15 protein-coding genes are annotated in these 12,663 nt (G+C 64.3%); 9 read left to right on the top strand and 6 right to left on the bottom strand.

Annotated elements, in window-relative coordinates:
* Together AAGD32_08985 and AAGD32_08980 are read right to left on the bottom strand one after the other, a co-directional pair.
* On the bottom strand, window positions 1-2,867 hold a 2,867-nt coding region (locus AAGD32_08985), incomplete at its 3' end, for a glutamate synthase central domain-containing protein (protein MEM8874381.1).
* Between the two features lie 115 nt (window positions 2,868-2,982).
* The gene (locus AAGD32_08980) at window positions 2,983-4,116 is read right to left on the bottom strand and encodes a hypothetical protein (protein ID MEM8874380.1); all 1,134 of its coding nucleotides are present in this window, start codon (window positions 4,114-4,116) and stop codon (window positions 2,983-2,985) included.
* A gap of 219 nt (window positions 4,117-4,335) precedes the next feature.
* On the opposite strand from AAGD32_08980, the gene AAGD32_08975 reads away from it, so the two are divergent.
* On the top strand, window positions 4,336-5,532 hold the full coding sequence (locus tag AAGD32_08975; GenBank protein ID MEM8874379.1) for a tetratricopeptide repeat protein: 1,197 nt from the start codon (window positions 4,336-4,338) through the stop codon (window positions 5,530-5,532).
* A gap of 1 nt (window position 5,533) precedes the next feature.
* Here AAGD32_08975 and AAGD32_08970 read toward each other — a convergent pair whose 3' ends face one another.
* Both AAGD32_08970 and AAGD32_08965 read right to left on the bottom strand, forming a co-directional pair.
* Window positions 5,534-6,001: a YkgJ family cysteine cluster protein gene (locus tag AAGD32_08970; GenBank protein ID MEM8874378.1), complete on the bottom strand. Its 468-nt coding sequence runs from the start codon at window positions 5,999-6,001 to the stop codon at window positions 5,534-5,536.
* Window positions 6,002-6,018: 17 nt separating this feature from the next.
* Window positions 6,019-6,255 carry a PilZ domain-containing protein gene (locus AAGD32_08965; protein MEM8874377.1) on the bottom strand — a complete coding sequence of 79 codons (237 nt, stop codon included), beginning with the start codon at window positions 6,253-6,255 and terminating at the stop codon, window positions 6,019-6,021.
* Window positions 6,256-6,392: 137 nt separating this feature from the next.
* Between AAGD32_08965 and AAGD32_08960 the strand changes: the two genes are divergently transcribed.
* The 7 genes from AAGD32_08960 to AAGD32_08930 all read left to right on the top strand — a co-directional run bounded on the left by AAGD32_08960 (window position 6,393) and on the right by AAGD32_08930 (window position 10,538).
* On the top strand, window positions 6,393-6,896 hold the full coding sequence (locus tag AAGD32_08960; protein ID MEM8874376.1) for a DUF427 domain-containing protein: 504 nt from the start codon (window positions 6,393-6,395) through the stop codon (window positions 6,894-6,896).
* Window positions 6,897-6,918: 22 nt separating this feature from the next.
* Entirely contained in the window at window positions 6,919-8,082 is a 1,164-nt protein-coding gene (nadA, locus tag AAGD32_08955) for a quinolinate synthase NadA (GenBank protein MEM8874375.1), read from the top strand.
* A complete protein-coding gene (locus AAGD32_08950) occupies window positions 8,083-8,292 on the top strand; it encodes a DUF5522 domain-containing protein (protein MEM8874374.1) in 210 nt (69 codons plus the stop codon). It abuts the gene before it with no gap.
* A gap of 18 nt (window positions 8,293-8,310) precedes the next feature.
* Entirely contained in the window at window positions 8,311-9,084 is a 774-nt protein-coding gene (gene proC, locus AAGD32_08945) for a pyrroline-5-carboxylate reductase (GenBank protein ID MEM8874373.1), read from the top strand.
* 67 nt (window positions 9,085-9,151) lie between these two features.
* A complete protein-coding gene (locus tag AAGD32_08940; GenBank protein MEM8874372.1) occupies window positions 9,152-9,523 on the top strand; it encodes an STAS domain-containing protein in 372 nt (123 codons plus the stop codon).
* Between the two features lie 35 nt (window positions 9,524-9,558).
* On the top strand, window positions 9,559-9,921 hold the full coding sequence (locus AAGD32_08935) for an STAS domain-containing protein (protein MEM8874371.1): 363 nt from the start codon (window positions 9,559-9,561) through the stop codon (window positions 9,919-9,921).
* Window positions 9,918-10,538 (top strand): DUF502 domain-containing protein, encoded by a 621-nt coding sequence (locus AAGD32_08930; GenBank protein MEM8874370.1) that lies wholly within the window; start codon window positions 9,918-9,920, stop codon window positions 10,536-10,538. The genes AAGD32_08935 and AAGD32_08930 overlap by 4 nt, the downstream gene beginning before the upstream one ends.
* Before the next feature lie 23 nt (window positions 10,539-10,561).
* Here the strand turns inward: AAGD32_08930 and AAGD32_08925 are convergent, their stop codons facing one another.
* The gene (locus tag AAGD32_08925) at window positions 10,562-10,837 is read right to left on the bottom strand and encodes a hypothetical protein (protein ID MEM8874369.1); all 276 of its coding nucleotides are present in this window, start codon (window positions 10,835-10,837) and stop codon (window positions 10,562-10,564) included.
* Window positions 10,838-11,017: 180 nt separating this feature from the next.
* On the opposite strand from AAGD32_08925, the gene AAGD32_08920 reads away from it, so the two are divergent.
* Window positions 11,018-11,785, top strand: a complete 768-nt coding sequence (locus tag AAGD32_08920; protein ID MEM8874368.1) for a sigma-70 family RNA polymerase sigma factor — start codon at window positions 11,018-11,020, stop codon at window positions 11,783-11,785.
* A 6-nt stretch (window positions 11,786-11,791) separates the two neighbouring features.
* Here the strand turns inward: AAGD32_08920 and argF are convergent, their stop codons facing one another.
* Window positions 11,792-12,661 (bottom strand): ornithine carbamoyltransferase, encoded by an 870-nt coding sequence (argF, locus tag AAGD32_08915; protein MEM8874367.1) that lies wholly within the window; start codon window positions 12,659-12,661, stop codon window positions 11,792-11,794.
* Window positions 12,662-12,663 lie beyond the last annotated feature (2 nt).

Here is a 12,663-nt window from a genome sequence, read left to right as displayed (position 1 = left end):
GTGACGCCGAACCGGCCGGAGGCGACCTGCTTAATCGCCGAGCGACGTGGGTTGTCGGTGCCGAGCTTGAGCGGCTTGGCGTCGAGGCGGTTGAAGCGGTCGGGGTCTTCGCCGCCCTCGCCGGAGTTGGACTTCCCGCCGAGGTGGTTCATCGCCTTGGCGAGCGTTTCGTGGGCCTCGGTCGAGATGGAGCCGAGGCTCATCGCGCCGGTAACGAACCGCTTGACGATCTCCTTGGCCGGCTCAACTTCGTCGATGTCGATCAGCCCGTTGGCCGGCGTGAACTCCATCAGGCCGCGAAGGGTCGCCCGGCGTTTGGATTCGTCGTTGATGATCTTGGAGAACTTGCCGAACGCCTTCTGACTTTCGAGCCGAACGGCCTTTTGAAGGGTCGACACGGACGATGGGTTCCATGCGTGGTACTCACCGTCACGCCGCCACTGGTAGAAGCCGCCGGCGTCGAGGACTTCGGCTTTCTCCACTTCGATCGGCGGGAACGCGCGGCGATGTCGGGCGAGGGATTCGTCGGCGATCGTCGCGAGGTCGACGCCGCCGATGCGGCTGGCGGTGCCGGTGAAGTACTTGCTGATCACGTCCGGCCCGATGCCGATGGCTTCGAAGATCTGCGCGCCGCGGTAGGACTGGACGGTGCTAATGCCCATTTTGGACGCGACCTTGAGGATCGCCTTGCCGGCGGCCTTGACGTAGTTCTTCTCGGCACGGTTCACCGACATCTCGGCCGGCAGAAGGTTCTCGGCGTGCAGGTCACGGATGGTGGCCAGCGCGAGGTATGGGTTGATCGCGCCCGCCCCGTAGCCGAGCAGGCAGCAGAAATGGTGCCCCTCACGTGCCTCGCCGGTCTCGATGATCAGGCCGGCCTGGGTGCGCGTGCCGCACCGGATGAGGTGGTGATGTACGGCGGCCGTCGCGAGCATCGATGGGATCGCGGCGTGCTGCGGACCGACGCCGCGATCCGAGAGAATCAGAATCGTCGTGCCGTCCTCGACCGCATCGGCGGCCTGGCGGCAGAGGTCATCAACGGCCTGCTCCAGCGACTTCTCGTGGAAGTCGTAGAGCATCGAAATCGTCGTCGCCTTGAAGCCGGGCTGATCGAGGGCGGCGAGCTTGGCAAGTTCCTCGTCCCGCAAGATCGGCGTCGGTAGCTTCACCAATCGGGCGTGTTTCGGCGTCTCGTCGAGGAGGTTTCGCTCCCGGCCGATCCAGGTGAACAACGACGTCACCAGCTCCTCGCGGATCGCGTCCAGCGGCGGGTTGGTCACCTGCGCGAACAGCTGCTTGAAGTAGTTGAACAGCAACTGCGGCTTGTCCGACAGACATGCCAACGGCGTATCCGCGCCCATCGAGCCGACGGCTTCCGCCCCGGTCGCGGCCATCGGATACATGAGCATCCGCAGGTCTTCGTTGGTGTAGCCGAAGGCGTGTTGCTGGTGCAGCAACGACCGTTCCTCGACCGGCTCGCGCTGAGCCTCGCCAAGGCTGTCGAGTTCGAGCATGTGCTCGTCGACCCAGTTGCGCCACGGGCGCTTCTCGACAAGTTGGTGCTTGACCTCCTCGTCGTCGATGATGCGTTTCTCTTCGGTGAAGTCGCACAACAGCATGCGGCCTGGCTGGAGGCGCCACTTGCGCCGCACGTTCTCCGGCTCGACGGAAATCGCCCCGGCCTCAGAGCCCATGATCAGCACGTCGTCATGCGTGATGTAGTAACGCGCCGGTCTGAGGCCGTTGCGGTCGAGGACGGCACCGATCTGTTCGCCGTTGCAGAACGCGATGCCGGCCGGGCCGTCCCACGGCTCCATCTGCATCGCGTGGTACTCGTAAAACGCCTTGAGGTCGGCGTCCATGTGCTGGTGGTTCTGCCACGCCTCGGGCACCATCATCAGCACGCACTGGGCGAGGCTTCGACCGCCGTTGACGCTGAGGAATTGCAGCGCGTTGTCGAGGGTCGCCGAGTCGGAGACGGTCTCGGAGACGATCGGGAAGAGCTTGTCGAGCTCGTCGCCGAACTTGTCGGACTGGAGGGTGCCGTAGCGTGAGGCCATCCAGTTCTTGTTGCCGCGGATCGTGTTGATCTCGCCGTTGTGGGCCACATAACGGAACGGCTGGGCCAGCCGCCACGACGGGAACGTGTTCGTCGAGAAACGCGAGTGGACCACGGCAAACGGGCTGACGAACTCCGGGTCGTTGAGGTCCGGGTAGTAGGCCCGCAGCTGGTTGGCCGTGAGCATGCCCTTGTAGACCATGCGGTTGGAGCTGAGCAGGCAGATGTAGAACGCCTTCTTGGTCGTCTCCGGCCACTCGCTGCCGAACTCGACCTTGTTCTCGACCTGCTGGCGGACCAGGTAGAGCCGGCGGTTGAAGTCCTTCTTGTTGTAGAAGCGATCGTTGGCCGCGACGAATGCCTGGCGAATGCGTGGCTCGGCGGCCTTGGCGCTGGGGCCGATGTGGACGTTGTTGGTCGGCACGTCACGCCAGCCGATGACCGACATGTCGTACTGCCGGCAGATGTCGGTGAAGAGCTTTTCGATGTTTCGCCGCTGCACCATGTCGAGCGGGAGGAACATCATCGAGACGGCGTACTGCCCCGGCTGCGGAAGTTTGAAGCCGAGCTCGCCGGCCTTGCGGCGGAAAAACTTGTCCGGCGTCGCCACCATGATCCCGGCCCCGTCGCCGGTGTTCGGCTCACATCCGCACGCCCCGCGGTGCTCCATGTTTTCGAGCATGTCCAAGCCGCGCAGCACGATGGCGTTACTCGCCTCGCCCTTCATGTGACAGAGAAAGCCAAAGCCACAATTGTCCCGCTCGCACTGCGGGAGATACAAACCTTCGGGGCGTGGATAGTCGAGCATGGGCGGTTCTTGAATGGCTCCTTAGGAATATGGAGGCGGGCCCACATCATAGCGGACGCCGACAGGAAAGTCGGTCATGCGGTGTTTTCACTTTGTTGAGCCATCGGACAAGGCTTCAGATGAAATGACCGACGATCGCCGCAACGGACTTGGCCGCGTCGGTGCCCCGCAGGTTGTCGACGATTCGGGCGAACCCGGCTCGTTGATGTTCACGTGCCGCCTCGTCGTCCAGCAAGCTTCGAAGTGCGGACGTCGTCGGGGCGGTGTCGCCGTACCACGGGATGAACTCCGGGATCAGATGTTCGTCGCCGTTGTGGAGCAAGTTGACCAGCGTGAAGGTCCGGGTCTTGATCAACCGCTTGCCGATTGTGTGCCAAAGGAGCGGGTTGCCGACGTACACGGCGATCATCGGCACACCCAACGCGGCGGTGTGAAGCGTCGCGGTGCCGGAGACGGTCAATGCGGCGGTGCAGCCGGTGACGGTCGCCTCGAAGTCCGTACCCAGTTCCGGCGTGTTGAGCGCGTCACGGAACGTCTTGCCTGGTAACGTGTTCGACCGCTTGTCGAGGGCCGATTCGATCATCGGCCGGGTGGCATCGGTCGCCGGGAAGACGAAACGCCGGCCGGCCTGATTCGAGGTGATCGCCGTTGCGACCTCGAGGATTCGCGGGAGGTTTCTTCGCACGGTCGACGGCCGGCTTCCGGGTAGCAAGGCGACAGCACCGTCCCCGGTCGCTGGGAGTTCGGCGGGCAGACCATGGCGTTCGTCAAACAGCGGATGCCCGACGAACGTGGCATCCACCCCGCGTTCCCTGAACCATTCCTGCTCGAACGGAAGGATACACGCGACCTTGTCGGCGACTCGCGCGAGACGCTTGACCCGCCCTTCCCGACTCGCCCAAGCCTGGGGGGCAACGTAATAAACCACCGGAATACCGCGCTCCTTTGCCGCGGCGGCGAAGTGCTTGTTCATCATCCACGAGTCGCAGCAAACATGGCACGCCGGCTTCTGGTCGTCCCAGCGATGCTTTTGCTCCGCGAGATACTTGCCGACTTCACGCGTCCGCAGGAACGCCGAGAAACCCATCTGGGCGTTGGTGACCGAATCGCTCCAGACGTCGGCCGCAGCAGCGAGTGCCGGGCCGCCGATCCCCGACGCGGTCACGCCCTGCGCACCCAACACCGACGCCAGATCGGCAAGGTACCGATCGGCCGACGGTTCGGCACAGCTCATTGTGACATGCGACATCCGTGTCCACGTTAGGACACACGTTCAGGCGACCTGCCGGAAGCGCCCAAGTGGAATGGGAGTCAACTCGTTCGTGCACCCCACCGCCGTAACCAAAACCGACCAGATTCGACCGATTGTCCCAGCCTTTCGACGCCTTGCACCTTGGCGATTGGCCACGGCGAAAGTAGATTCAGGCGTCTTCTAATCCAGAGGGGTCGCATGCCGAAGTTTGCTCACTTGCCACTGATAGTTTGTCTGGTCTTCGGATTCGTGTCGGATGCGCGGGCACAGGTCGTCGTCGGCGAGCCGGCACCGCCGCTGCAGTTCGAGGCGTTTCGCACCAAGCAGCAGGTCGACCTTCGGCGGCTGCACGGCAATGTCGTGATCGTTCATTTCTTCCACGGCCTCGACGCGTCCACCCGACGCGAAATGCCGAGACTCCTCGAAGTTCGCAACCGATACGCCCGTCATGGCGTGGTGATGCTCGGCGTGAGCCTCGACAACAACCAGGCGGCGGTCGTCGGATTTGCCGACACGTTCGACGCGAACTGGTCGATCTTTTACGCGATGCGTGGCCGGCTCGACGACTACCGGGTTGCGTGGGATGTCCATTTCGGACCGCGTGTCGTCGTCGTGGGCGCCGATGGCCTGGTCACGTTCAACGGGGATATCGCTCGGCTGGAAGACGCCGTGGTGAAGGCGCTGGGCGAAGCGGGCGTGCAGGGTTTCGAGACGATGACGGCGGAAGGACTTGCCGCCGAGCTCGCGGTCATCACCAAGCTGTTCGACGATCGGAAGTTCGGCGATGCGTTACGTCGGCTTACAGCGATCCCCGCGTCGGCGGTCGATGACGGTTCGCCGAGCGCACCGGTCTATGCGGAACTGGTCGAGCGAGCTCGGCAGTTCGGAAGCACGGCGTTCGCCGAGGCGGATGCGTTGCTGGAAGCCGGTGACGCACTGGCCGCACTCGGCCACCTCCAACGCATCGCCAACGAGTTGGCCGACACCGGTTTCGACCAGCAGGCCCGTGACCGCATCGAAGAACTCCGACGAGACCCCGCCGTGCGCAAGGCACTGGCCGCCGCCGAGCGGCGTGACGGCGCGACCAAGGCTTTGGAGATGGCGCGCATGCTGGAGGATCGGGGCAACGTTGACGCGGCGATCGCGCGGTACCGATCCATCGTCCGGCTCTTTGCCGACCTGCCCGAAGCCGAAACGGCCAAACAAGCCCTCGAACGCCTTGGCGCCAAGACCGACCGTGGCCCGGCCGACCCGTCGCTCAAGAAAGCCGAGAGGCTCTACCGGCTCGCCGAGAGCTACCGCGCCGCTGGCAAAGCCGAAACCGCGCGGGCCAAGTACGAAGAGGTCATCGAGAACTACCCGGACACGTTCTGGGCAAAGCAAGCGCGAAAGGCGCTCCAGGAACTCGAGTAAATCAGCCGGCGCTCGTCGGTGGATTCTTCGGCCAATCAGCGGCGTCACGGATGCGTTCGATCTGTCGGCGGGTGTAGCGTTTGCCGCTGTTCATGCCGGGGCAAGTTTTGTGGCTGAGCCGGTCCCACGCCTTCTCGCTGTCGATGTTCTCGGGCCAGAACGGCCAGGTCCGGCACTGCAGCGGGCGCGCTTCGTAGATGCCGCATCCCCGCTTACCGCCCGGCTCGCCGGTGAGGAAGATGCAGTCGTACTTGCCGAAGCCGACCTTGCGTTCCTTGAGCGAGAGCTTCCCGTTGATCGTGCGGCAGTACTTGCGCACCGTCACCTCTCGGCTGAGCCCGAGATGCTCGGCCAGACGCGTCACTTCCTCGTCACTGATCCACACGAATCCCGAAGGCCCCGTGCAGCAGTTGCCGCACTGGGTGCAGGTGAAGGACAGACCTTTTTCGTACCAGACGGGCAGTTCCACGAACGACGGTAGGCGAGTTAGAAGAACTCGCCGCCGCAGCTGAACGTGCCTTGGTCGTTCTCCCGGCAGCTGGCGACGCGGAGTCGGCAGGACAGGCGGAGGCTGCCGCCGGCGACGACGATCCAGTGGACGCTGCCGCGTTTGAAGCAGTGGTCGGCGGTGAAGCCGACGCCGTGGAGGCTGATGTCCTGCACGCGGACTTGGACGCCGTTATGCCGCCGGGCGAGCCGTAGCCGGTGGCGGGGCTGAGCCAGGCGGGGACGTTCTGCTGGCCGCGCGGACTGCGTCGGCGGTCCTCGGTGAGCGTCTCGGCGTTTTGAACGGTGGGCATCGTCTCCGGCATAGCCTCGTCATCGGCCCCACGCGGGGCGGACTTAACCCGGAACGATCCATGAAATCCCCCTCACCGTCACAACGCGAAACGCCCGGCCCCGGGCAGGAATCCGTCTGGGACTACCCACGCCCACCCCGCCTCGAACCGGTCGGCAAACCGGTCCGCGTGGAGCTCAACGGCGTCGAGATCGCGCGGACCGACGCGGGGCTTCGGATCCTCGAAACCAGCCACCCGCCGACGGTGTACATCCCCCCGACCGACATCGCGGACGACGTGACCTCCGTGAACGATCACGGCTCGTTCTGCGAATGGAAAGGCCGGGCCGGTTACGTCGACGTTCATGCCGACGGACAGATCGTGGAAAACGCCGGCTGGTTCTACCCGGCCCCGGTCAAGGCCTACGCCGACCTGCGCGACTTCATCGCGTTCTATCCCAGCAAGGTCAAGTGCTACATCGGCGACGAACCGGTCAAGGCCCAGGAAGGCGACTTCTACGGCGGCTGGATCACCGACAACCTCGTCGGCCCGTTCAAAGGCGGGCCGGGCACTTGGGGTTGGTAACCCCCGCCCCCTACCATCTGGCATGGCACTTACCTGGCAACAGCCGCTGCCGGCCGTGTATCGGGAGCTTTCCGATCCGGAACTTCGCGTCCGCATTCAGATGGCCAAGGACGAGCTTGGTTCTCGCCTCGCGATCCTCGGCCACCACTACCAGCAGGACAGCGTCATCGAGTTCGCCGACCATCGTGGCGACTCGTTCGAGCTTTCCCGCTACGCCGCCGACCTCGAAGGCGTGGAGCACGTGATCTTCTGCGGCGTGCATTTCATGGCCGAGACGGCCGACATCCTCACCGACGAGAGCGTCACGGTACACCTGCCCGACCTGGGTGCCGGCTGCTCGATGGCCGACATGGCCGACATCGACCAGACCGAGGAGGCGTGGGAACAACTCGAAGAAGTCTGCGGCGATTCGTTGATCGTGCCGGTGACGTACATGAACAGCTCCGCCGCAATCAAGAGCTTCGTCGGCGAACATGGCGGCGCGGTCTGCACTTCGTCCAACGCCCGCGAAGTGCTCGAATGGGCCTTGGCCCAAGGCGACGGCGAACAGGACGTGAAAGTGTTGTTCTTCCCCGACCAACACCTCGGCCGCAACACGGCCTATGCGATGGGTCACGCCCTGGACGAGATGGTGCTCTGGGACCCGCGCAAGCCGCTGGGCGGCAACGAGTCCGACACGCTCTGCAAGGCGCGGTTCATCCTGTGGAAAGGCCACTGCTCGGTGCACGCGCTCTTCCGTCCCGAGCATGTCGATCAGGCCCGCGAGCAGCACCCGGACATCAACGTCATCGTTCACCCCGAGTGCAAGTGGGAGGTCGTGCAGAAGGCCGACATGGCCGGCAGCACGGCGTACATCGTCAAGATCATCGAAGAAGCGGAGCCGGGCACGGCCTGGTCCATCGGCACGGAAGTCCACCTCGTCAACCGGCTCAAACACGAGCACCCGGACAAGGAGATTTACGTCCTCTCCGACTGCCAGTGCCTTTGCACGACGATGTACCGCGTGGACCTGCCGCACCTTTGCTGGTGCTTGGAACAGATCGCTGCCGGCGACCCGGTCAACGAAATCCGCGTCGACGCCAAGACCCGCAAGTGGTCCACCGTTGCCCTGGAGCGCATGCTCGCTATCCGTGGCACCGGCAACCCCGTCGGCAAGGACCAGCCGCGTGCGGAGACGGTGGACTAAGTGCCTCAACGCAGTCTTCAAGAAGGCCGGGACTACGAAATCGACGAGCGCGGCTACCTCGTGTTCACCGCGCTCTACCTCCTCGAGCGCGGCGAGTGCTGCGGCAGTGGGTGCAAAAACTGCCCGTTCAACTACCGCAACGTGTCCGAGCCACAGAAAACGAAGCTACAGGCAACTCGAAAACTCGGCGAACGCGCGACGGGCAAATGACCCGTTACACTGCTTGCCATGAAGCTTGCCTTCCTCGGTGCCGGCAACATGGCCGAAGCGATCTTTCGCGGCTTGCCCGACGGCCACGAGATCGTCGCGGCCGATCTTTCGGCCGAGCGGCGCGAGGTGTTCGAGTTGCTCGGTGCGACGGTGTGCGATGACCTCGCGTCGCATCTGGAGGACGTCGATGTCTTGGTCCTGTCGCTCAAGCCACAGGTCGCGCCGGAGGTGATCCCGAAGCTCGCGGGGATCGGGCACGCGTTGGTGGTGTCGATCATGGCCGGCGTGACCAGCGCGACGATCGAGGGCTGGCTCGGCAAGGATCGGCGCGTGGTGCGGGTCATGCCCAACACGCCGATGCTCGTGGGCCATGGCGCGTGCGGGATCGCACCGGGAACATGCGCGACCGCCGATGATCTCGCCACCACGCGCGGCCTGTTCGAGTCGTCGTGCAAGGTCGTGGAAGTCCGCGCCGACCAGATGGATGCGGTCACGGCGGTGAGCGGCTCGGGACCGGCGTATGTGTTTTTCCTCGCCGAGCAGATGATCGCCGCGGGCAAGGCCGTCGGACTCAGCCGCGAGGACGCCGACGTGCTCGTCCGACAGACGATCGCCGGAGCCGCTGCCATGCTCGACGAGGGGAACGACCCGGAAGAGTTGCGTCGGCAGGTCACCAGCCCCAACGGCACGACCGCCGCCGCGATCGCCGTCTTCGACGACGCGGACCTGCCGGGCATCGTCCGCCAAGCGGTCACCGCCGCCCACGACCGTGGCCGTGAGCTTTCGGGCTGACGATCGAATCCTGCCAATATTCGGCCCGGCTTGAACTTCCCCAGCGGACAAGGGATACCGTACGCCCATGTCCGACACAGGCGACGCCGTCCCAATGCAGGAGCAACGACAGGGTCCGATCAGCATCGTGGAGATCCAGGCCGGTTCGCTCATGGACCCGCCCGTTCTCGAGGCGATCAAGGATCGGCTCCTGCACCTGATCGACGATCAGGATCGCCGGAAGATGGTGCTCAACTTCGAGCGAGTGGAGTACATCTCCTCGCAGATGATCGGCGTGCTGCTGGCCGTTCGGCAACGGTGCGAGTCTTTGCCCGGCGGCCAGTTGGTTCTCTGCGGCGTCGGCAAGAATCTCCTCGAGCTGCTCAAGCTCATGAAGCTGCACAAGCTGCTGACGATCAAAAAGTCCCAGCGCGAAGCGGTCGCGTTCCTCGGCGGCTGACCGGATGCCGGGCAAATCGCCGATCAACAACGAAGATGCCCAAGATCACCGCCAAAGTCGCCGAGTCCAAAGCCGGGCCGGCGTGTGTCGTCACGTTCGGCAACCCCAAGCTCGTCGATGCCGACGTCATCGCCGAGGTTGGCAAACGCCTGACCAGCCTGCTCGACGAGAAAATGCAGCGACGGATCGTGCTCGACTTCGAAGGCGTCACCTCCGTCAGCAGCGCGATGATGGGCGAACTCATCCGCCTGCACGCCAAGCTCAAAACCGTACCCGGCGGCAAGATCGTCCTGTGCAACTTCGACGACCGCATGGCCAAGCTGCTGAAAATGACCAAGCTCGACAAGGTTCTCACCATTGCCGATGACACCGACGCGGCGTTGGCCAAGTTCAAATGAGCAGCGCCGCCCCCAACGATGAGCCGAACGGGTTCGGCCCGCACTTGCGCCGAACCTTTCTCGCCGGCCTGTTCGCGGTCGCGCCGATCGCGGTGACCGTGTACCTGATCTACCTCGGCGAGACGCAGACCCGAATCATCACCGAAAAGCTCTTTGGCCGGTACATCCCGGTCCTGGGCGCGGTGCTCATCATCATCGGCGTTTACCTCGCGGGCCTGTTCGTGACCAACGTCATCGGCAAGTGGTTCGTCGGCCTACTCGACAAGTGCCTCGACCGCGTGCCGCTGCTCCGCGAGGCGTACCGCGCGTGGAAGCAGGTCAGTTTCGCCACCGGCGGCGGTGAAGGCATGTACGCCAAGGTCGTGCTCGCCCCGGCGCAGGACGGCAAACAGCGCGTGATGGCTTTCACCGACGGCGTGCCACTCCCGGCCGACGATGGCGAGGATTACATCTGTGTCTTCGTGCCCAACACGCCCAACCCGGTCGTCGGACAGCTCCGTTTCGTGCCGGCGGCCCAGATCATTCACGTCGACATCAGTGTGGAGGATGCGTTCAAGACGCTTATCAGCACGGGCAACTTCCTCCCGCCGCTCACGAGTGGATCGGCTGATCGTTGATGAGGCGAACCTGCGAGCCAGGTTCACTCGTAGTTGATCGGGCCACTCCCCGCGGACCGTCCCAGCAGGACCGCGGCGACTCCGAGCAACACCGCCGCAATGGCTACGACGACAAGCACCCGGGCCTTGTCGATGAGCGTGAGTTCCTCGGGCAACAGCAACCACGCATACCCACCGAACAGCGTCGCCACCGCAGCGGCAAAGCAAACCAGGAAGAGATTCGCCACGACCGACGGACGATCCCCGTCCGGTAATTCCGGCCGACTTGGCTCGCCACCTTCGGAAAGTCGCCGCAACACGGATCGATGGTAGGTCGGACGAAAGTTTTTCGTGATTCGATTGCAGATCGCCGGCGTAAGTGCCGATGACCCGAAGTGCGCCCGAGATGTTTCGCCAAGCCGCCGAATCGGCGGCGGGTGGCTTTCGTCGCGCGACCTCGTGGAAGGACCCCGCCACTTTCGTCCCGTACGGAGACCCGCATGAGCCTCGCACAGTCCGTCGAAACCCCTCACACCTCACCGGCCGAACCCCCACACGTTGTCGCCGCCTGGGAGCGCTACCGCTCGCACCGGGATACCGCGGCGCTCGAAATTCTCGTCGCCCACTACGAGCCGTTGGTTCGCAAATGTGCGCGGCGTTTGGCGAAGCGGCTTCCCGACACGGTCGACATCGGCGACCTGATCGGTGCCGGCCATCTCGGACTGCTCATCGCCATCGAGCGGTACCGCAGTGATCGGTCAACTTCGTTCGCGACCTTTAGCGGCAGTCACATTCACGGCGCGATGATCGACGAAACCCGCCGGCAGGATCACCTGCCGCGCAGCCGACGCAACCGGCTCAAGCGCTTCGAGGACGTCGTCGAACGGTTCAAGCAAACGCACCACAGACCGCCCACGCAAAAGGAAGCGGCACAGATGTTCGACGGCCCGCCCCCCGTCGCCCCGCGGATGGTCCATTTCGACGCCGGCACCGAGGACCAACCCACGGGGCCTCTCGAGCCGACCGACGACCGCGAACCGTCGCCGCTACGCGCGGCCTACCGAAATCTCATCATCGAGTCGCTCAACACCGGCTTGTCCAAACGCGAACGGCTCATCCTTCTGTTACACACCCACGAGGGGATGAGCATGGCTGAAATCGGTTTGGCGATCGGCATCAGCGAGTCGCGCGTCAGCCAGCTCCGCAAGTCGGTGATGGCCCGCTTGCAGGACCGCTTCGGCAAAGACGGACATCGACTCGTCGCTTGAACAAACTTACGCCAGCAACGTTGCGAGCACGCCCTTCTGGGCGTGCAGCCGATTGTGGGCCTGGGCGAACGCCAGGCAACGTTCGGACTCCATCACGTCGTCGCTTATCTCCAATCCGCGGTATGCCGGCAGACAGTGCAGAACGATCGCCGCAGCGGGCGCTTTGTCGAGCAACGCGGCATCGACGCAGAAGTCGCCGAACTCCGAAACACGCTGAGCCTTCTCAGCTTCCTGACCCATGCTCACCCAGGTGTCGGTGTAGATCACGTCGGCTTCGCGCACCGCTTCGACCGGGTCGTGTGTCGACATGAACCCGACCGCCTCGGTGGCCAGTTCGTACCCCGGCGGCGTCGCGCAAATGAACCGCATGCCGAACGCGTGGCACGCGTTGGCCAGGGACCGCGCGACGTTGTTGCCGTCGCCGATGTAAGCCAGCGTCAGCCCGTCAAGCTTGCCGAAGTGCTCGCGCACGGTGAGCAAGTCGGCCAGCGCTTGGCACGGGTGGTTGTAGTCGGTCAGACCGTTGATGACCGGCACGGTTGAGTACTGGGCGAGTTCCTTGAGGGTGTCGTGTGCGAAGAGCCGAGCCATGATGCCGTCGACCATCCCCGTGAGGACGCGGGCAACATCCCTGGCCGGTTCACGCTTGCCCAGGCCGATCTCGTCGGGGCGGATGTTGAGCGCGTGCCCGCCGAGCTGAAGCATGCCCGTCTCGAAGCTCACCCGTGTGCGTAGCGACGGCTTCTCGAACACCATGGCCAACGTCTTGCCATGCAGCAGATCGGGTTCGTTGCGTGCCTTGAGCGCGACCGCCCGATCGAGAACGGCGTGCAGCCAATCCGGCTCGTGGTGGTTGATGTCGAGGAAGTGGGTCATGG

It is taken from the genome of Planctomycetota bacterium (assembly GCA_039182125.1).
Classification (GTDB): Bacteria; Planctomycetota; Phycisphaerae; order Tepidisphaerales; family Tepidisphaeraceae; genus JBCDCH01.
Note: the sequence above shows the minus strand (reverse complement) of the source record. Positions and strands in the feature narration are given on the sequence as shown.